General features: G+C 40.3%; 16 protein-coding genes. 15 read left to right on the forward strand and 1 reads right to left on the reverse strand.

Features of this window, described 5'->3' with window-relative positions; translation table 11 throughout:
• Positions 1-25: 25 nt before the first annotated feature.
• From LLF92_04525 to LLF92_04585, 13 genes are all read left to right on the forward strand, one after another.
• Positions 26-1,075 carry a type II secretion system GspH family protein gene (locus LLF92_04525; protein MCE5340378.1) on the forward strand — a complete coding sequence of 350 codons (1,050 nt, stop codon included), beginning with the start codon at positions 26-28 and terminating at the stop codon, positions 1,073-1,075.
• Between the two features lie 173 nt (positions 1,076-1,248).
• Positions 1,249-2,202, forward strand: a complete 954-nt coding sequence (locus LLF92_04530) for a type II secretion system GspH family protein (GenBank protein MCE5340379.1) — start codon at positions 1,249-1,251, stop codon at positions 2,200-2,202.
• A 115-nt stretch (positions 2,203-2,317) separates the two neighbouring features.
• Positions 2,318-2,884 carry a type II secretion system GspH family protein gene (locus LLF92_04535; protein ID MCE5340380.1) on the forward strand — a complete coding sequence of 189 codons (567 nt, stop codon included), beginning with the start codon at positions 2,318-2,320 and terminating at the stop codon, positions 2,882-2,884.
• Positions 2,885-2,979: 95 nt separating this feature from the next.
• Positions 2,980-3,759: a prepilin-type N-terminal cleavage/methylation domain-containing protein gene (locus LLF92_04540; GenBank protein MCE5340381.1), complete on the forward strand. Its 780-nt coding sequence runs from the start codon at positions 2,980-2,982 to the stop codon at positions 3,757-3,759.
• A 102-nt stretch (positions 3,760-3,861) separates the two neighbouring features.
• The gene (locus tag LLF92_04545; GenBank protein MCE5340382.1) at positions 3,862-4,641 is read left to right on the forward strand and encodes a prepilin-type N-terminal cleavage/methylation domain-containing protein; all 780 of its coding nucleotides are present in this window, start codon (positions 3,862-3,864) and stop codon (positions 4,639-4,641) included.
• A 107-nt stretch (positions 4,642-4,748) separates the two neighbouring features.
• The gene (locus LLF92_04550) at positions 4,749-5,552 is read left to right on the forward strand and encodes a type II secretion system GspH family protein (GenBank protein MCE5340383.1); all 804 of its coding nucleotides are present in this window, start codon (positions 4,749-4,751) and stop codon (positions 5,550-5,552) included.
• A 30-nt stretch (positions 5,553-5,582) separates the two neighbouring features.
• Positions 5,583-8,150 carry a helix-hairpin-helix domain-containing protein gene (locus tag LLF92_04555; GenBank protein ID MCE5340384.1) on the forward strand — a complete coding sequence of 856 codons (2,568 nt, stop codon included), beginning with the start codon at positions 5,583-5,585 and terminating at the stop codon, positions 8,148-8,150.
• Positions 8,151-8,557: 407 nt separating this feature from the next.
• Positions 8,558-8,761 carry a cold shock domain-containing protein gene (locus LLF92_04560; protein ID MCE5340385.1) on the forward strand — a complete coding sequence of 68 codons (204 nt, stop codon included), beginning with the start codon at positions 8,558-8,560 and terminating at the stop codon, positions 8,759-8,761.
• Between the two features lie 609 nt (positions 8,762-9,370).
• Positions 9,371-11,356: a site-specific DNA-methyltransferase gene (locus LLF92_04565; GenBank protein ID MCE5340386.1), complete on the forward strand. Its 1,986-nt coding sequence runs from the start codon at positions 9,371-9,373 to the stop codon at positions 11,354-11,356.
• 1 nt (position 11,357) lies between these two features.
• Positions 11,358-12,512, forward strand: coding sequence for a hypothetical protein (locus LLF92_04570; protein ID MCE5340387.1), 1,155 nt, complete (start codon positions 11,358-11,360; stop codon positions 12,510-12,512).
• Positions 12,512-13,294 (forward strand): TdeIII family type II restriction endonuclease, encoded by a 783-nt coding sequence (locus LLF92_04575; GenBank protein ID MCE5340388.1) that lies wholly within the window; start codon positions 12,512-12,514, stop codon positions 13,292-13,294. The genes LLF92_04570 and LLF92_04575 overlap by 1 nt, the downstream gene beginning before the upstream one ends.
• A gap of 710 nt (positions 13,295-14,004) precedes the next feature.
• Complete coding sequence (locus tag LLF92_04580; protein ID MCE5340389.1) at positions 14,005-16,197, forward strand: ATP-binding cassette domain-containing protein; 2,193 nt, start codon at positions 14,005-14,007, stop codon at positions 16,195-16,197.
• An 18-nt stretch (positions 16,198-16,215) separates the two neighbouring features.
• Positions 16,216-18,132, forward strand: coding sequence for a glycosyltransferase (locus LLF92_04585; GenBank protein ID MCE5340390.1), 1,917 nt, complete (start codon positions 16,216-16,218; stop codon positions 18,130-18,132).
• A 45-nt stretch (positions 18,133-18,177) separates the two neighbouring features.
• Here LLF92_04585 and LLF92_04590 read toward each other — a convergent pair whose 3' ends face one another.
• Positions 18,178-19,164 (reverse strand): class I SAM-dependent methyltransferase, encoded by a 987-nt coding sequence (locus LLF92_04590; protein MCE5340391.1) that lies wholly within the window; start codon positions 19,162-19,164, stop codon positions 18,178-18,180.
• Between the two features lie 202 nt (positions 19,165-19,366).
• Between LLF92_04590 and LLF92_04595 the strand changes: the two genes are divergently transcribed.
• Positions 19,367-20,137 carry an FkbM family methyltransferase gene (locus LLF92_04595; GenBank protein ID MCE5340392.1) on the forward strand — a complete coding sequence of 257 codons (771 nt, stop codon included), beginning with the start codon at positions 19,367-19,369 and terminating at the stop codon, positions 20,135-20,137.
• 17 nt (positions 20,138-20,154) lie between these two features.
• Entirely contained in the window at positions 20,155-21,132 is a 978-nt protein-coding gene (locus LLF92_04600) for a GT-D fold domain-containing protein (protein MCE5340393.1), read from the forward strand.
• The last annotated feature ends 14 nt before the right edge of the window (positions 21,133-21,146 follow it).

Genomic DNA, 21,146 nt, shown 5'->3' on the forward strand with positions numbered 1-21,146 from the left:
ATTATTAATAGGAAAGGCAACTAAAATGGAAACGAAAAGAAAATCAGGTTTTACAATCGTAGAATTGCTGACCGTTATGGCAATCATAGCTATTCTAATGGGCTTACTTCTGCCCGCGATGCAGGCGGTAAGAAAACTGGCTAAAGATGTAAGCCAAAAAGCGCAGTTCAAAACTATCGAAGCCGCTCTCGAAGCTTATGCCGGCGAAAACGGTACGTATCCGGAATCGTCAGTATCTCCTACAATTGTTACAAAGGCGACTGTTGGTGCTCACAAGCTTGCTGAAGCTTTAGTCGGAAGAGACATGCAGGGCTTTGACCCGAAATCAAGCTGGGATGCGGACACCGATAGACTTGGTACGGCTAACACTGAAATTTATGCAAACAGAGAGGCTCCGCAGAGTTCTGAACAGGTTGAAGTTGATGCGTCTTTGAAGAGAAGACAGGAAGTGTATCTTAAGATACAGGATGTTGAAGCATATCAGGTTAATCAATTATTCAATAATTGCGGTGTTGTTTATCCCGGCAGCCTTGATAGTATCGGTACAGTAAGTTCAACTTATTATTCGGCACCGGTATTAACAGATACCTATCGTGCTAAGAAAGTTACTTTGCCGAATGGTACAAATTTACTGGCAGGTACGCCGATTCTTTATTATAAAGCTGACACCAGGCCTGATTCAGCTATCATAGCCGCAAATGGCCAAGAAACGGCATTTCCTGATACGCAGAAGGCCACCAATCGTGGAACTGACGATCTTGCTCTGACGCCTTCAATTGATGCCATTGCAGATTATATATATGATGTCAATGATAACGATGATCTTGTTAAGTTGTATCAAATGATGAAACCGACAGCTGCAAACGTACACTATTTTGATTCACAACATGAAGAGCAAGTTATTGTTAGAGGAACATCGCAGACAGTTAATGGTTTGTGGTTATTCTATGATACTATCACAAATGAAAAAATGGCACAGCCGACTCCGTATAATCGCAACAGCTACATCCTGATTTCAGCAGGTTATGATGGCATTTACGGTACAAAGGATGACATCTATAACTTTGAAAAATAAATAACGGTTAGTAATGCCGCAAAGGCACAAAGATGCGAAATGATTTAAGATTGAAAAATGAAGAATGAAGATTTAAGGAACGCCTTCGGCGTGATATTTATGAAAATCTTCAATCTACAAGCTTCAATATTCAATTTCTTTGTGTCTTTGCGGCTGAAAATAAGGGTGCAAAAATGATGACCGAGAAAAAATATTGCCGTAAAAATGGTTTCACGCTCGTTGAGATTCTGACTGTTGTTTTCATAATCGCGATTCTACTTGGCGTTCTTATGCCGGCTATGAATATGGTTAGAAAAACCGCAAAGGACGTTCAGGAAAAAGCGCAGATGGCAAGTATTGACATCGGCTTGAATCTTTATAAAAACGAAAGCTGCTTCGGCGATTACCCGCAGTCTCGCGGTTATAACGAAACCGGTGCTGCGAAGTATTGCGGCGCACAAACGCTTTCTGAAGCGATGTTCGGTCAGGATTTACTCGGCGTTGACCCGAATACAAGTTATGCAGTTGGTACAGGCACGCCTCCTTATGCTCCTGAATATGATTTCGGCAATCCCGCATATAACCTTGATAACAGAAAAGGCCCTTATCTCGACAGAACACATATCAGTGTTATGACTGCGCAAAATATTTATGATTCGAGTGCGTCAGCTATTGAGCCTGATTTATTTTTGATTTGTGATGTATATGCACGGGCGAAAAAATATGTAACACTGCCGAATGGAAACTCAAAGAAGGTGGCCATATCTACGCCGATTTTATATTACAAAGCAAACATTTCAAAAACTAACAATAATGATTTAACAGATACTGGTACTGACAACAATATTTATGACAGTCAGGACAATGAAAAATTAATAGGATTGAAATCTCTGGGTGTGGAAAAAACCAAACTTAAGCATCATTTTGACCAAACTTATACAGAAGAACGGCAAGAAGGTGCAACAGTAGTAACATTAAATGGCAGGCAAATTTTCTATGAATTCATCTCTGACCCTATGACTTCAACAACAACGCCATTAATAAACCGTCCCGTAAGACCGGATAGTTTTCTTTTGATATCGGCCGGCAGCGATGGCCTGTACGGCACGTCCGACGATATCTGTAATTTCGAGCCTAACATTGAGTGAGTACTGATTTAAGATTGAAGATTGTAGATTGAAGATTTGTGGAAACGCCTTTGGCGAATCTTTTTTATTCTTCATTATTCAATCTTCATTCTTAAATCCTTCAAAAGTGTGATTTATGTTAAAAACAAAACAGTCTGGTATGACGTTAATCGAGATAATGGTCTCGGTGCTGATAGTCGCTATTCTCGCGGCCGGTCTGTTTTCCGTCAGCGGCTACATCGATACGCAGATGAAGATTAAAAGTACCGAATCGACGATTCATCTTCTCGTTGCCGCTGTTGAACAGTATCATGATTTTTACAAGGCATTCCCGGATGTAAATTCGACATCTTACGTGGGTGAATACCCAAATGGTAAATATGATAAGGATGCAAATGGTGTCAAAGATGCGAATTATATTGAAAAACTGTACTATAAATTAACGCTTGCTCCTGACGCCAAAAAGATTCTCGACCAGATAAACAGAAAGTATGTTAAGGATTCTGATAAAGATTCCGGAGGCAAACCCGCACCGGATAAAAATCCTGAAATCGTTGACGCATGGGGTAGAAGTTTAAGATATATATATGAAAAGAAAATAAATGCCAATTTTCCGGAAATTATTTCCGCCGGTCCGGATAAAGATTTTGGCGATGGTGATGCCAAAAAAGCAGAAGACAATATCAGCAGTAAAAAACTTTAAAATAGTGAAGCGTATCTTGTGAAGAGTATCTCGAATTTGCTTCACGCTTCACGAAATACGAGATACAAATAAATAGTGTTTATTCGTGTTAATTCGTGGTTAATAAAAGAAAACATAACGCTTTTTCTCTTGTGGAGCTTCTGGTAGTTCTGGGGATTATCGCTGCGCTGGCTGCGATTGCTATCCCTGCGATAAAGGCGATGCAGAAGTCTTATGATTCCACAGGCGCCGATGGTATGATTAGCACTGCTCTTTCGACCGCAAGAACGATTGCCATCAGCAAGCAGAAATACGTCGGTGTCAGATTTCAGAAAGCTTATGATGTGAACAACGTGATTGATGCAGACCAATATATGATTTTTATTATCAATGATGAGGATATGGGAACTCTTACTGACGCATTTCGAGCGGTTGAAGGTTATAAACCGATGAAACTGCCGGCAAATAGCGGTATAATGGATTTGAAAGTTGGAAATACCGGTGTTGATATAAAGGCAGATGGGATGATAAATACTAACGATGCGTTGACGGACACAACGACCTTTTCGATAGTTTTTTCGCCTGCCGGAAAAGTTGCCGTGCACGATGTCCAAACTCGCAATAAAGATGGCGAAACTGATACAAGCGATTCAAGTAAAGATGAAATTTTCAATACTAAAAATAATGCCGAGGCTGGTAAAGCTTTATTTATGCAGGATTATACGGCAAGAATCGATGGTCTTGGCAAAGAACAAAGCCGAAAAACTTTTATTATATATGATCGTGAAAAATTCAAAAAGATTGATGCTGATAAACGGTATGAGGATTATTTAAAAAATTTAAGCTTAAAGCCTTGTACTCTTAATCCTTATACCGGAGCGATAGTCCGAAATTGAAGATTGAATAATGAAGATTGAAATTTTAAAAATTCTGAACCATCCTCAAATCTTCATTCTTCTATCTTCCTTCTTCAATTTATTATATGGCTGTATTTTAAAATGAAATCAAAACTGAAAAATAACGGATTTTCATTAACCGAAGTCTTGATGGCAGCGGGGATTTTGTCTGTCGGCATAATGCTTGTCGCCACGATGTTTCCGGTCGCGATTTATCTTACGACTGTCGCTTCTGAAAAGACGATGGCCTCGATTGTCGCCGATGAAGCCTTCGCCAAGATGCGGCTCTACGGCATCGAGGATATGAATCAAACAAAGATAGATGATCTAACGAAGACATTCGGCTCGTACTGGAAAGATATGAACGATGTAATCGATTTCGATGAATACATGTATCCGTCTTCCGAGGGTAATTGGCAGTATTGTTGGGTTCCGTTATACAAAAAACTAAACTCCGACCCCTGCGATATGCAGTATTTGGTCAAACTGTACATTGCCCGCAGAACAAATCCGAACCAGACATTCTTCAGGGATGGTACGCTTACGAGCACTTCTCAAAGGCCGACTCCTATACGTATTGGTGTTGGCTATATTTACCCAAACAAGTTGAAGATACAATGGGACAATGGGGGTATTGAAAAATGTATTAATCCTCCGCCTTCGACGGCGATTGTTGACGATGCTTCGGGAAGAATATTCCGCGTTGTCAGCAGGGATGCGAAAGATGCAAATACTGTTATACTCGACAGAAGTTGGGACAGCGATATAGGCGTTCCTAATAATGTTTGGGTTTTGCCTGCCGCTGTGATCAACAAGGAACCGTCCGGAAAAAATCCAGACATTGAAATTTACCAGAGAATCATAGACTTCAGGAAAAAATAAAGTGAAGCGTATTTCGTGAAGCGTGAAGCGAATTCGAGATACTCTTCACGAGATACAAGTAAATAGAAATAATTAGTGTTTATTCGTGTTAATTAGTGGTTAATTAAATGAAAAAAGGATTTACATTAACAGAACTGCTTGTTGCGGTTGGTTTGCTCGTGGCTGTGCTTGCCGCTTCGACGATGATTTTTCATTACGCGATTGAAGCGCAGCGAACCGCTATGGCGACCGCCGAGATTATGCGAACGCTCCGCGCCGTTACTGACCAGCTCAACATCAACCTCGCCGGCCTGCGGAAAGACGGCTATCTTATTTTGTACTCCAATACAATACCTTCCGACGGGAATCACTGCGACGCTCTGTATTTCTTCAGCGATGGCGATTTCCAATCGACAGCGGATGACAAAGTGCGTTCTAACATTGCCCGTATTTACTTCGGCGGCGCGAAAAATGATGTGAATAATCTCCTGCTCGATATGAAGCTTTTAGTGCCGAGTAAATTGATGGATGCTAATGATTGGTCGAGTAAAAGCTTTGTAGAATGTCAGCAAAATATTTCTACTTTTGAAGACCCAAACGACAAACTAAATTACTCTGGCAGCAGACCGGAATTTGACGCTAATCATCCGGACAATCTTTTAGCACAGGGTGTCAGCAATCTAAAAATTACCTGGACGTATGACAGTAGTAAATGGCATACCGCCTCTGGCGTACGAAAAATAGAATGGTACGGACTGCTTCCTAATTATGGCGATTCTTCTTTTGAGTCAGCCGGATACAGAGCCGTATGGACGCCGTCGAATCCGGATAAATGGCCGGCCGCGTTACGCTTTGAATTTACGATTTCTGATTCGAGAAAAATCATAAAAGATGGCAAAAGATTTGAGCATATAGTTTATATTGGACAATAGGGTATAGGGGACAGGGAATAGGGTATAGTTATGGAAAAAAATAAAAAACAGGGTTCGGCTCTTATCATGACAATCGTGCTGACGGTTTTGCTCGCGTCTGTCGCGGTTATGTTCGTTGCCATTGCAAGAATGGACAAAGCCTCGACAAGCAATATCTTCGACAGCAAAATGCTCGACACCGCCGCGCAGTCGGTTATCGAAATAATCAATAAGGAACTTGTTTACGATACCCCCGGCGTTGCCAAGCAGAATCCTCATATTTATGAGGCAAATTCTCCGCAGTATTTCGATTACAAAGATTATCCAGACCCCTGCGACGCGTGGCTGGCAAGCAGCGAACCGTATTGCGATTCCAATGATTTGTCAGACAAGAACGCGTACAAATGGCGGCAAATCAGCGATGTTACCGGCTATTTGGCTCGCCATAATTTCCAGACGAGAAACATAAATGTTAAACCTGTCGGCTTGAGCACACTGGATGTAGTCAAAGAATACCCCATTTTCGGAATGGACCCCAACGGCCATTTTCTCAAAGATGATTCTCCAACAAACATAGCAGTAAATGGCGTTTCTGCCGATGCTGATGGCGATGGCATTGCCGATGCGAAATGGTTTGAGATTTCAAATCTTCGCACTCCGACCGGCAGAGTCTTCGCCGCCGTGAGAATCATAGACAATGGCGCAATGGCAAATGTCAACACCGCATACAAATTAGACCCAAATGTTACCGACGCAAACAAAATCGATGGCTCATCGCAGATGCACATTAATCTCGCTGGCCTGCTGAAAAGCGGTGATGATATTGATGTTATGCACACAGCACGTTGCGGCAGCCGCCCAACAAATAATGACACGGATTTCCAAAACGATGTTGTCTGCGATTTTAATAATTTACCGCTAAGCGGATATTTGCCTTTCGATTCATCAGACGAACTCGAACTTCGCTATCGTTTCTGTATCAACAGCAAATTTAAAAGCAGATTTGAAGTTGAATGTAACCAAACAACTAATGCCGCGATTGACAAGGGCAAACTGTATAACGCATCCAGCGAATTGGGGCTTGAGGATTGGACAATAAGAGTTACAGATTATATGGACCCCAACGCCGACCGCAGACATTTGCTCACGACGTATAATTGCGACAGGCTCATCGACCCCAACGGCAATAAAATGCTGAACATCAACGAAGCGAGTGCGATGTCGCTTTATAAATTATTCAAAACCTGTATGGATTCCAATTATGCCGGCCAGATTGCCGTGGACATTATTGATTCCCGCGATGCCGATTCAGACGTCAACGTTCTTACCGTCAATGGGCACACTTTCTACGGCTTCGAAAAGCCCTGTATTTACATCTCCGAAATTGCATACAAACAGGTTAAAAAAGCACCTCTGCCGCCTACATATCCCAAGGTGTATCAATCTTACGCTATTGAGCTTTACAGGCCTTATGGCACTGATATGAACGATACTTGGTATATATATGTTGAAGGTGAACCAAATGGCATTGAAATAAAATGGCTGGGTTCGAGTGAATATCACGCTATAAGAATGAACAACTCATCTGCTGATATTAGTTATGACTCTGGCACTTCTTTGCAGAATATTAAGTACGACCCGCCGTTCTTTTCAAATAACAAGAAAATCTTCCTTATGCGTGAAATAAAAGGCAAGAGGTTGCTTGTTGATTTTAAAAAGGTTCCCGTCGGTTTTATACCTGATTCTAATAATACCAGTAATCTTACCACATCTCTTGAACGAGACATTACAAAGTCAAAATGTATCAGGCGTATATGGCAAACCACTTTGGATAACGATGACAAACATACTCTCGGCAAGGCGAATGAATTTTTCAGCACCGACCCAAACAGCGTTCAGGCGTATCCTGCCGATAAACCTTTTACCAGTGTCGGCGAAATCGGAATGATTTTGCGGGAAGCTCCTTATTCTGTTTTTGATGTGAATAATCCGACTATACCGACCGGCATACTTGGGCTTAATACTACTCCTGTCAATTTGATTAAAGATTGGGCAGTTAAGGTTGATATTGCCGATGCGAATTTGTCTCCGATATTCAATTACCTTACAGCCGTTGACACTCGCCGAACGAATGAAACTCGCGTAAAGGGAAGAATAAACATTAACACCGCGCCGTTCAGCGTAATCGCGCAACTGCCGTGGGTTTCGCAAAGACCCGGCAGTTCCGCTGATGTAAATCTTGCGCAAGCAATCGTTGCATATAGAGACAGCAAAGACGTGAATGGTTTTAAGAATATTGGCCAACTGATGCAAGTTCCCGGCATAACTCATTATGCATCAGATACCAACGATTTGAAAGGTTTCCCAGACCTGACAACCGACAGCCCGACGACTGGCGACGGTGCGGAAAATGATTACGAAGAGCGTGATGTGATTTTCGCGCGAATCAGCAACCTCGCGACCGTCCGCAGCGATATTTTCACTGCGTATATTTTGGTTCGCGTCGGAACTGACGGCCCGCAAAAGAGATACATCGCGATTTTGGATAGAAGCGAGGTTAAGAAACCGACCGACAAGGTAAAAATCCGCGCATTCCAATACGTTCCCGACGCAAGATAAGTTAAAAATGTAGGGGCGAACCTGTGTGTTCGCCCTTTTTCATTCTCGCAACAGCGTAATCCACGATGAAAAATGAGGTTTTTGCGAGGATTTCAACGGTTTTACGCCTGAAATTTTTAACAAATTGACGATTTATACCAACGGCATTAAAAAATTACGTTCGTACTTCGCGGCTTAGCGAAGCTGGCGTAATGACTTATGAACCGTTCAACGCGATATTAAAAAATACCTGTGGTATTATTTACTTGCAATTTGTAGTTTAGTGTGTATAAATAGTCGCATAACTCTTTGTGATGTTAATAAAGTACAGCAATTTCAGGAAGTATTATTTCACCTCTTAATAGTAATTTCCCTAAAAGTTAACAAGAGGTAAGTTGTTTTTAGTAAATGAGTTAAGGAGTACAAAAGTGAGTACAGGTAAAGTAAAATGGTTCAATTTAAGTAAAGGTTATGGTTTTATCACTCCTGATGGCGGCGGCGACGATTTGTTCGTTCACCATTCAGAAATTAAGACCCAGGGTCGCGCTAATCTTAGCGAAGGCCAGTCTGTCACATTTGAAGTCGGCGAGGGCAAAAAAGGCCCATGTGCTACAAATGTAGTACCTGCTTAATGTTACGACTCATTATGACAAATGAAAGGCTCTGATTTTTCAGAGCCTTTTTTATTTATACCCATCTTTTATCACAAATCCACCGCCTTACCAATTTACTAAAAAACCAAGTGTCGAAAAGAGTAAATTACTGTCCCGCAGGGGGATCTCCATTAAAATTACTGCAAGTTTTTTGTAATTTCGCGCAACTAAATTTACACTCGCTGTAAATTCGCGCAAGAAACACTACTTTTCATCACTGTTGACGCTGATTCCGCTGATTTTTTTATGACTTTTTTTAAATTCCCGCAATTTTTTTGGATTTTGAAGATGTTTTGGAAAAATTCGCGCAATTTTCGGAGGGGGGTGTTTTGAAAACTTGCGCCGAACTTGCCCTTTTTTTAACCACGAATTTTCACGAAACGACACAAATTTTTAGACGCGGATCCGCCGTCGTTAAAACTTTTGCGGACAAGTTTCAAGGATTTATTGATTTAAAATAGATAGTTGATAAAATTGGAGACGGTTTTTTTTGTTTACCACGAAGGCATGAAGATTTTTAAAGAATTTGATATATTAAAAGTTTTTGATAGTATAAATAAGTAAGTTTTGATAAATGGAAAAAGAAGAATGGAATCTCATATTATACAATTAACACCTGCTGCCCAAAAATACGGTAATTTAAATATAAGTTGCTGCGGCAAAGGGTTTTTCCCGCCCGATATTTTTGGATGCTCATCCCGAAAAGGTGGCAAAGGTGTGCCGATTACCATTAAAGTTCAGGGACTATCAAAACCTATAGAGACGGATATTCCCACTACTACGAAAGGCAAGCCCCGCTGGTTATTTAGAGAAAGAGCTTGGGTAAAGAATTTTATAAAGTTAAATCAACTCAAGAACAATAATCATATAATGATTAAACGTCTTAATTATAGAACTTATCAGATTATGTCAAATAACAATCTTGCTAAACAGTCTTTACCCGAAAATATCACTTTAAAAGAATTACCAATAAAAATTAAACCAATAACCTTGAATGACCTCATTGGGATAAAAGAAGCAAGTGAATGGGCAACCCAATATCTCGGTAAAAAAGTAACCACATCGAACATTTCTTATTTGATTCAATACGGATGCATAAAAAAAATAGGTGATAATGGTTCTACGCAAATTTCAAAACAAGAATTACTTGATTATTATAAATCTTACAATGGTCAAAGATTAATTTCCTGGAAGAATAAATTAGGTGATGATTTAAATTGGGCATTATCATTTGACCAATATAAAGAAGCGGAGACGACAAAACATGTTCATCGTCTGCATCCTTACAAGGGAAAGTTTATTCCTCAACTTGTGGAGTACTTTTTAGACAACCATACTGATAAATTCAAAAAACATACCTATTTTAAAAAAGGCGATATTGTTCTCGATCCTTTTTCCGGCAGCGGCACCACAATGGTTCAGGCTTGTGAACTTGGAATGCACGCCATCGGCATTGACGTTTCAGCTTTTAATGCTCTTATAGGAAATTGTAAAGTAATAAAGTATGACTTGCCAAATATTAAAAAGGAATTAAGCCGAATAACAGCATTGCTTGAAAAATATCTTGAAAATTCACATACAGTTGACTTTGAAAAAAAGTTGCTGGGGAAAATTTACGAATTTAACGAAAAATATTTCCCTGTTCCTGACTATAAATATAAAGTCAAACGAGGTGAAATTGACGAAAATAAGTACGGTGCGGAAAGGGAAAAAGAATTTTTGCCGATATATAATGATTTGGTTAAACAATACGGTATAACATTACTTCAGGACAAATCTGGCAGTTTTCTCGATAAATGGTATTCTCAACATATCAAAAGTGAAATCCAATTTGTTTTTGGTGAAATCAAGAAAATTAAAAATATTGAGACGAAAAAAATAATTTCAATCATATTGAGCCGAACCATTCGTTCCTGTAGAGCCACAACGCACGCGGATTTGGCGACATTAAAAGAACCTGTAAATACCACTTATTATTGTGCAAAGCACGGCAAAATTTGCAAGCCGCTATTTTCAATTTTAAAAAGGTGGCAAACATATACAAAGGATACGGTTAATCGACTTGAACAGTTTGACAAATTAAGAACACAGACATTTCAAGCATGTCTTGCGGGTGATAGCAGAACGATAGATATTTTCAGTACACTTGAAAAGAAAACTCCTGAATTTGCAAAGTTGGTGAGAAAACAAAAGATTAAGGGCATTTTTTCGAGTCCACCTTATGTTGGTCTGATTGATTATCATGAACAGCATGCTTATGCGTATGACTTGTTTGGTTTCAGCAGAAAAGACAACCTTGAAATCGGGCCTATGAGTAAAGGGCAAGGCAGAGAAGCTAAAGAAAGTTATATACAAGGTATTGCCGACGTCTTGAACAACTGTAAAAAATTTATGGTTGAAGATTTCGACGTTTTTCTTGTCGCAAATGATAAATACAATATGTATCCGACCATCGCAGAAAAGGCCGGAATGAAAATTGTGCATCAGTATAAACGGCCAGTTCTTAACCGCACCGAAAAAGATAAAGGTGCATATTCGGAAATAATTTTCCATTTTAAAAGGCAAGATTTGTGAAATGAAACTATTACTTAAAAAGTTGAGCATATCCATAGAACATCTAAAGTGCCTTGATGAAGTTTTTCTTAAGCATAATGAAGAATACAAGAGAATTAATTCTATATTAAATTCTGTCGAGTTTAAACCTATCTATGAAGAAATTTCAAGAGAACTCTATGCAGGTGGAAAAACGGCTGCACAAAGCCAAATCAGATTAAATCGGCAAATGATATTGGGTGATGTAATTGAGTATATTTTTTCAGGGAGAGCCTATTATTACGCAGCTAAGTCAGATCAAAACTTAAAAAAATTTTACAAACTGATTTTGTATTCAGTGAACCAAATGTTGCTTTATGATACTATAACAGTAAATCCTAAGCTGAGGAAATATTACATTCAAAGATTAGAAAGAAAAATCAATAATAAAGTTCTTTTTGAAAAAGAAGGTGATAAAGCTTTAGCAAAAACAATAAAAGATAGTAATATTAAAATTTGGCAAAAAGGTTGGACAACCGCAATAGATGATTTTATAGATTCAATCTTACCTAAGACATTAGGTGCTCCTAAAGAATTAATTGTTTTTGCTGAATTCATTCGTTTGCAGATTGGTATCATTATCCCTTTACTGTTAATACAAAGAATATTTGGCAATAAAAATCCGATAGCCCCTCCGGATTTTCTTATTCTTAAAGGCAACAAGGAAATTTATGGTATTGAAGTTGGATACAAAAAAGAACTCCAAAGTCGTGAGTTTTCAATAAGAACTTCCATTCCAACATTTGCGGTTGACTTAAAAAATAATATGCATAATAGATGCCCTAAATGTGGCGAGAATATTTTATATTGTGATATCGTAATTGAAAATTTTTCTAATGGAACTCTCGATAATATACTTGCTTCTCGAAATGATAAGAGTCGTGTTTATTGCAATGAGTGTACAAGGTTTAATAACGGAAAATGCAAATACTCAAATTATTATGGCTGGGTAGAAGGAAAAAATTTTAATCAACAACCTCTTGAAGCAAAAGCTGGCAGACATTATCATACATGTTGCGTAAAGGATGATCATTATATGTATAGAAGAACTCCAAGAAAAATTTTTGAAAATCATTTAAAAGATTTTTTTGCACAAATTCCTGAAATAGATGGTATTGAAAATTTGAAAGATAGATAATGGCATTAACTTCAGAACAAAATGCAGGCATTGAAAATATACTTAAGAATAGTTTAAGGCATAAATTTCAAAATTATACTCCAGAACCAGCATTAATGCCATTTCATACGCGGTTGCTTGGCAAAGACCGTATGGCTTTGTTTTCTTTTATTCAATCTCTCAACACGAATTTTGGGACAAGTATTTTTGAACCGGTTGCTTTAGCATTAGCTTCTTCTAGTTTCGCAAGTGCAGCATCACAGCAAAAGGCCGGAACACAAATTTCTTCCGAAGCACACAGAGTTATACAAAATATAATGGACAATCTATTAACTGCTGATACTACGCCGAACAAACCACAGGAAATAGAGGCTATCCGATCTGTTTGTCAACAAGGTGAGATGAAAAATGTTAAACTTACAAAAATTGACATCAAACTTGTTGCGCACAACGGAACTATTTATTTGTTTGATCTTAAAACCGCAAAACCTAATGCAGGTGGTTTTAAAGAATTCAAGAGGACTCTTTTGGAGTGGATTGCAGCTATACTCGCAGTTGACTCAACGGCAGATGTGCAATCACTTATAGCCATTCCATACAATCCTTATGATCCTCAACCTTACAATCGTTGGACAATGCGAGGAATGCTTGACTTGCCCAATGAATTAAAAGTTGCAAATGAGTTTTGGGATTTTATTGGCGGTGAAGGTGCTTATCAAGATTTGCTAAATATTTTTGAACAAATAGGAATTGAATTGCGACCTGAAATTGATGCCTATTTCAGCCGCTATAATAGGGCATAAATATTTATGTTTAAATTTCCGGGGACACCTTACTAATTTTTTTCCATAAAATTATGACCAGTCATTTTTAAGCGCGGATTTAACGTATTTATTGATTTAAAAAGGATGGATGTGCTGTTTTCCCAGGGCTTTGCCCTGGGCTAATATGTTATACCCTTTCAGGGTTGTAAGAAAAAGTAATTTAAGTGATAACTACCGGCGTTCCACATTCTGTCTACTGTGTTCTGTGTTCTATTTTCAAAATGCATGTCGGAGCCATTTGGGCGGAGATCCCCGAGTTTTTAGGAATTTTATTTTACAATCCCCCATGCGGGGACCTTGAAAATAAAAATCAGAGGGGATAGCATTTTTAAAAGCTGTGTAGCATTTTTAAAATGTTAGTAGCATTTTAATTTTTTTTCGCACCTTGCGAACTCACTTTCGCGCAATGGCCTGAAATCCGCAATATTTCCTTCCCTAATAGTATGGCCGTGCACAAATTTACGAAAAAAATGGAAACAAATGACGTTTTCTGGTCGTGGATTAAGAAAACAAAAAATTTTGCGCAATTTTTCCCTTGCGCAAAATGACGAATTTGCGCAGGCGTAATTCTGAAAAATCGTCATCGGCGAGCCGGCCGCGCGTGTAAGTTATTTTGACTTGAATAAAAGCGATATACCAATTACACTATTAAGTTCAATAAATCTCTTTTAAGTATTATTGGAGTCATAATGAATTTAGGACGTATATGGAAATATGTTTTGCCGCAATGGCCGAGGGTTATCATTCTGATAATCTCGATAACTATGGTAAGTTCGCTGTTTGCGCTTAGCTTTTTGACCATTATACCTATATTAAAGGTAATGATGAGTCCGGAGGGCTTACACGGATGGATTGACCGCAGCAGTTGCGAATGGCGGTATGGTACGACTTTTTATATGCCGGATATTACGCATGGGCAGGAATCAATATATGGGCTGCGGGTTCAAAAATTAGCGAAAAAAAGCCTTGCGGAAAAAGCGGGGTTGCGGCCGGATGATATTATCGTCTCGATAGAAGATTTCAATTCTACGGCCGAGGCTAATCAGCCGGCAGAAGCGAAACAGCCATATATGAAAATTCTTGAAAAACTGGCGACGATGACCGGCAACGATTCAATATGTTTGAATATTCAGAGATTAATCAACGGCGAATTGTCTGCTTGTCAGATTGCGATGGCAAAACCAAACGCCCAGATGTATGACAAGGCCGGGTTTATTGACAGGATTAGCTGGGCGGGCAAGTGGTTTGCGTCGGAGCAGTCAGAGAGAATCGCGGCTCTTTTGCCAAGGGATAACAGTAACAACGCAAAGAAAGAGGCGGGGAAAATAATCATATATGGAATGCTTATTGTTACGCTGTTCAGGTGCTTTTTCACATTCATTCAGAAATATTATGGCGCGAAAGTAATGCAGGTTGCGACGGCTAATCTTCGCGAAGAAATGTTTACGCACTCAATGCATATGAATGTGGGGCATTTTACTTCTTACGGCACGAGCGATTCTATCAGCAGAATGATCGGCGATGTCGGCGGTATCGGCAAAGGCATTAAAGTTTTCCTCGGCAAAGATATTCAGGAGCCGATGAAGGCGTTTTTTATGCTTATCGTGGCGTTTATGCTGAATTGGAAGCTGACGCTGATATTTATTACGGCGGCGCCTGCGGTGATGTTTATTTTTTCGACGTTTGGCAGGAAGGTTCGCAAATATGCACGGCGGTCTTTGCAGGGCACGGCTTCGCTGCTGGGCAAATTGCAGGAATCCATCTCGTCGTTAAAAGTTGTGAAGGTGTATAACCGTCAGCAATATGAAACCGATAAATATACCGTGTTGAGCAGAAAACAACTCAAGCAGACACTTCGTCTGGCGAAGGTTGATTCGGCGACTCGGCCGCTGCTGGATTTTCTCGGAATGATAGTCGGTGCGGTGGCGCTGTATATCGGAATCGTATGGGTAACCAATAACGATTTGGATCCTACATCGTTTTTTATGATATTAATCGCGCTGGGCGTGGCGGCGGAGTCCGTTCGCAAGACGAGCGATATTTGGAACCAGATTCAGGACTGCAACGCCGCGGCTGACAGAGTGTTTCAACTTTTAGATACGCCGGCGGAATCGGAAAAGACAAACGCGGTTACTCTTGGACAAATAAAGAAACAAATCGACTTTAAAAATATCGTGTTCACCTATCCGGGCTACAGCGAGCCGGTGCTGCGTGATTTCAGTTTGACTGTGCAGGCGGGACATAACATCGCGGTTGTAGGACCGAACGGGTCTGGGAAAACGACACTGGTTAATCTGCTGCCGAGATTTTATAATCCTGACAGCGGCGCGATTTTGATGGACGGCGTTGATATTAAGGATTGCAGTCTCAAAAGCCTCCGTGATCAAATCGCGATGGTGACGCAGAATGTTGTAACGTTCAACGATACGGTTGCGGCAAATATCAGGTATGGTAATCTCAACGCGACGATGGATGAAGTTATTACCGCGGCCAAACGCGCTTATGTGCACGAATTTATTGAGCCGCTGCCAGACGGTTATAATACGATTATAGGCGAAAATGGTTCTGGGTTCAGCGGCGGTCAGCTTCAGCGAATCGCAATTGCGCGTGCGATAGTTAAAAACCCGTCAATACTTATTTTCGACGAGGCGATGAGCCAGGTTGACGCCGACAGCGAAGCGAAAATACAGAAAGCACTGGAAGAAATAATGCGAGGCAGAACGAGCTTCGTTATCGCGCATCGTTTCAGTACCGTTGTGTCGGCAGACAAAATCGTGGTTATGAATCACGGCAGAATCGCGGCACAGGGAACTCATGCGGAACTTGTCAAGACAAGCGGTTTGTACAAGAGTCTTTATGAGACGCAATTAATGGGAAAATAATTTTTTCGGGTATCGCAAATGCCCAACGTCAGCGTTTGTATTCCAACATATAACAGAGAGAAATTACTCAAACAAACTCTCGACAGCGTTTTTGCGCAGACATACAAAGATTTCGAGGTTGTGATAGTTGATGACGGTTCGACTGACGGCACTAAGCAAATGCTCGAACGAAACGGCTACAATGTGCGTTACCACCGGCAGGAAAACAGCGGCGACGCGGCGGCGAGAAATAAGCTTATCGAACTGGCACAGGGGAGATACATAACATTCCTCGATTCGGACGACCTTTTGTTTGGTGATTCTCTTGAGCGAATGGTCGCTGCAATGCCGGCGAATAGCGATGAAACAATAGTTTACGGACCTTATGCCGCAATTGACGAATTTGGGCATGCTCTTTATAGAAGAAAAAAGAAACTGTACAGCGGCAGAATAACGCAATATCTTTTTGAAAATATTCTTATACATTCCTGCGGATCGCTCTTTTCCAAAAAAGTTCTCATAGAAGCGGGCGGATTTAATACGTCATTTCCAGTATGTTCCGATTACGATTTGTGGCTTCGGCTTTCCCTCAAATACGATTTTGTCGCATTGCAAGAACCGGTTTTCAAAAGGCGAAGGCATGGCGGGAATCTTTCGCAGCCATCGTTTAGGAACAGATATACAGAATATGAAGTTTTGAGAAGATTTTATTTCGAAGGCGGCGGAAAAGAAAAGATTTCATTCAAAGCGGCAATGAAAAGACTGGCTAAAGAACAATACAGAGCCGCCAGAAGCGCTGTTAGAGAATCGAAGATTGAAGAAGGGTGCGATTTATTACAAAATTCACTAAAACTGTATTTCAATGTAAAGACCTTTTTTTGGCTGCTTGCGGCAAAATCAAAATGCTTTAACAGGCCTCAATCCGGTATTCTGATTGTAAGCAATAATCCTTCGCGTGCAAGTTACCGTCAGCGTATCAATGAGTATATTCCATATTTGCATAAAGCAGGAATCAAAACAAAAGTGCGAAAATTGCCTGATAATATATTAACGCGATGGCTGTTGTTTGTGATGAGCCGAAATTTTGACGGTGTTTTTCTGCATAAAAAAAGCTTAAACTTTCTGGATGCGAAAATTCTGCGGTTTTTCAGCAAGGTAATAATTTACGATTTAGACGATGCGATTATGTACAGTCCGAATAAGCCGGAAAGCGACCGGACAAGGCATTTCAGGGCATTTCGCCAAACTGCTAAAATGGTAGATGTGATTATAGCCGGTAACGAATATCTGGCTGAACACGCACGACGTTTTTGTTCAAAAGTTTATCTGCTTGAAACAGGTTTGGATACCAGTGCGTATAAAACTGCGGAAAAGCTGAAGCGGGATGATAAAGTGCGGCTTGTCTGGATTGGAAGTAAAGCGACGCTGAATTACCTTTTGGAATTAAAAGACGCGCTTGAAGATTTAGGGAAAAGCAATTCAAAGATTGTTTTGCGAATTATAGCGGATGAGTTTTTCGATTTGGAAAATATGCCGGTTGAAAAATGCAAGTGGTCTATCGATTCTCAATATTCTGATATAATGGAATGCGATATTGGTCTGGCACCGCTGCCGGATGACAGGTTTACGCGAGGTAAGTGCGGTTTTAAAATTTTGCAATATTTTTCCGCAGGGCTGCCGGTAGTTGCCTCGCCAGTGTGTGTGAATGGCGATTTGGTTTTAAACAGTGGGGCAGGGGTTGTTGCGCAAACAAATGAACAATGGAAAGAGCAAATAACAAAATTGGTTCAGAATAAGGCTCTGCGAAAAGAAATGGGTCGAAAAGGAAAAGATTATGTTAAGCAATACGATTTGGTAGTGCTGGGCGAGAGGTTTTGCGAAATTGTAAAAGACAATTGTCCAATTACGGATTTTGCAGCCAGTAGAAAAATGGGGACAGGCACAGCTCGCCGCTAAAAACCGCGGCTTAGCTTGAGCCAGTCCCCATTTTTTCGCCAATGATTATTTCACGGCGCAGATGCTCATTCTGCTTGTTTTGCCGAGTTTTGAGAGCAGAAACACAAACGGTCTGGCAAGGCCTTTCTTGATAATCGACGAATTCAAAATTTTGTACAATAATTTATTGTCGAGGTATTTTGCCGATTCGGTAAGGTCTTTGGCGGCGCTCTGGTGGACTATTTTTTCAACTGTGAAATCTGCCTTGTTTAATATTGCTCTGATTGTATCAGGCGTGAAGTGATTCAAATGCTGCGGAACCTGGAGCGTATAAGCATATTTGCCGTAAATTTTTGCCTCAAAGCCTGAAATGTCCGGCACGGAAATTATCAACTGGCCGCCTTTTTTTAACAATTTATTTACGCGCTGAAGACATTGCAGCGGCTCGTGCATATGTTCAAGTACCATACTCATATGGATAACATCGAAAAATTCATCGGGGCACTGATAATCATCAAAAGAGCCATTATGAATATTTTTCAGGCCGAGTGTGTGTTGGGCATGTTCGACAGCTTTTTTGTTAATCTCAATTCCGTAAACGTCCCAGCCGTAACGAGCCATCCTCGCCAGATACTGTCCCCATGAGCAGCCGATATCGAGAAGTTTGCCTGTCGTGACGAAGCGCGGAATGTGCGAAGTTGCGAGTTTTGAGCGGAATAATTTGCTGAAAATTGCCGCGCGGAATTTGCCGAAAGGCGGCTGGAATTTATAGCCGTAGTAATTGGCCAAGACGGTTTTGGAGGCTTTTTCCTCGATTGTGTTGTCTTTATTGCGGGTCTTGGGCTGATAATAATTTGCCGAGTCCGGATAGAAAAAACCGATGGTTTCTTTGGTTGGGCGGGGGTTTGTGAAAATCATTTGGCAGTTAACGCACTTGACGACGTCGAAATAGTTGTCGGTTCCGTTGTAAAGTTCGCGTGCGTGCGTTATGTAGGGCTTATAGCCGTTTTCGCCGCACAGCGGACATTTAACTGTTTCAAGGTTATAGTTCATTTACCCTCAAATTAACGTTTTATGTATATTGCCGGAAAGTTGAATCGTTGTCAATAGGGCAAATGAATCGGCTTGACAATTTGGAGGAATATTGTACTATTTCGGCGATATGCTGACAAAAATCAAAAAAGAAATTGAACGTTTTGGAAACAATATATTCTGTTGTAAACAAAACAGGAAATATAAACGGCGGCTTGCCCGATTGGAAAAGTGTGGGGATTTTAAGATAACCGAAATAGAAGGTGTCCGAGTTGCACAAGGCAAGGAATTTAATTTCGGCTACATTCTTGGCGGTGACGGGATACTAATGGGCGACGGGATGCTGATAGTGGAGGAGATTTTTAAAAAGGGAGAATATAATTTTGAATTGGATGGAGAAGCAGTCGTTATCGATATAGGTATGAATATAGGGCTGGCATCGCTGTACTTTGCGGGAATGAATAACGTAAGCGATGTTTACGGCTTTGAGCCGTTTAAGCCGACATTCGAGCAGGCGATGTTCAATTTTAAAATTAACGAAAAATACGCCGGCAAAATTCATCCCAATAATTATGGTCTTGGCGACGAAGACAAAGAGCTTGTTCTTGAGTATTGTCCGCTGGCTCCCGGACGAATGAGCACAGTGAAGCCAATTACTGAAATATACCGTTCCGGCAGGAAATACGAAACGAAAACTGAAACAATACAAATCCGAGATACGGCAAAGTGCATATTGCCCATTATTGAACGGCATAAGGATAAAAAGATTGCAATCAAGTGCGATACCGAAGGCTCTGAAAAAGAGATTTTTAATGCACTGGAATCAAAAGGACTTCTGGAAAGCATTGATGTAATTATGCTCGAATACCATTTTTCATACGACGCGGCTCTGCTGGAAATGTTCAAAAGAAACGGTTTTATTTCCTTTAAACATAAAACTGTCTCAATGGAAACGGGCGATGCCGGTATGATACGATCAGTTAGGAATAAATAACTAAAATAAGAGTGAAAATGTTGCTGACAAAAATAAAAAAAGAGCTTGAACGAACAAAGAAAAAGGTGCCGTTTTTTGGTAAGATTTATAAGCAGCTTGAAAAGAAGCAGTATGAACTTGATAATCTGCCTTATGAGTTATGCGATAAGATAAAAAATGAGGGATTCACAGTTCCGATTCCGATTATAAAAAACGCGGACGAAACGATAGATAAAATTTTGCTGGATAAATGCTCACTTTCGCGTTTCGGTGATGGGGAATTTATAATAATTGAGGGTGGGCATATTAATTATCAACATCGTTCACCAGTAATGGCAGAGAAATTAAAGAAAGTGATAGTGTCGGATAATCCTAATTTTCTCGTTGCATTATCCCCCTGTTTCGGGTCCTTGGATAAATATCTTCCTCCTGTTGCAAATTTCTGGCGGAAGCACATGGTAAAAAGAAGGGCGATGTATTATTCGTATCTTGACATGAAGCGGACTTATTATGACCTATTTTTGTCCAGGCCGTATATACAATCGCACAAGACAGAAGAGCATTACAAAAAATGCGGCGAATATTTTAAGAAAGTCCAAAAACTCTGGGCAGGTAGAGATATAATTATATGTGAAGGGATGGGGACTCGTTTCGGAATGTTTAACGATTTGCTGGATGGAGCGAAATCAATATCAAGGATTTTGTGTCCGCCCCGTAACGCATTCGATAAATATGAAGAGATATTAAAAGCCTTTGATGGGATTGATAAACAGAAACTCGTTTTGGTCGCACTGGGGCCAACGGCTACGGTACTGGCTTATGACCTTTGCAATAAGGGATTCCAGGCAATCGATATCGGTGCACTTGACATTGATTATGAATGGTTTTTGAGGAAAGAAACGAGATTAGGAGTGCCGGTAAAGTTCAAGTACGTTGATTCAGACGGTGAAGGCAGAAAAATAGAATCATTGGATGACCCTGTCTATAAGAAACAAATAATACGAAAAATAATTTAACGGATGGCGGTTTT

This window comes from Planctomycetaceae bacterium (assembly GCA_021371795.1).
In the GTDB taxonomy this organism is placed as follows: domain Bacteria; phylum Planctomycetota; class Phycisphaerae; order Sedimentisphaerales; family UBA12454; genus UBA12454.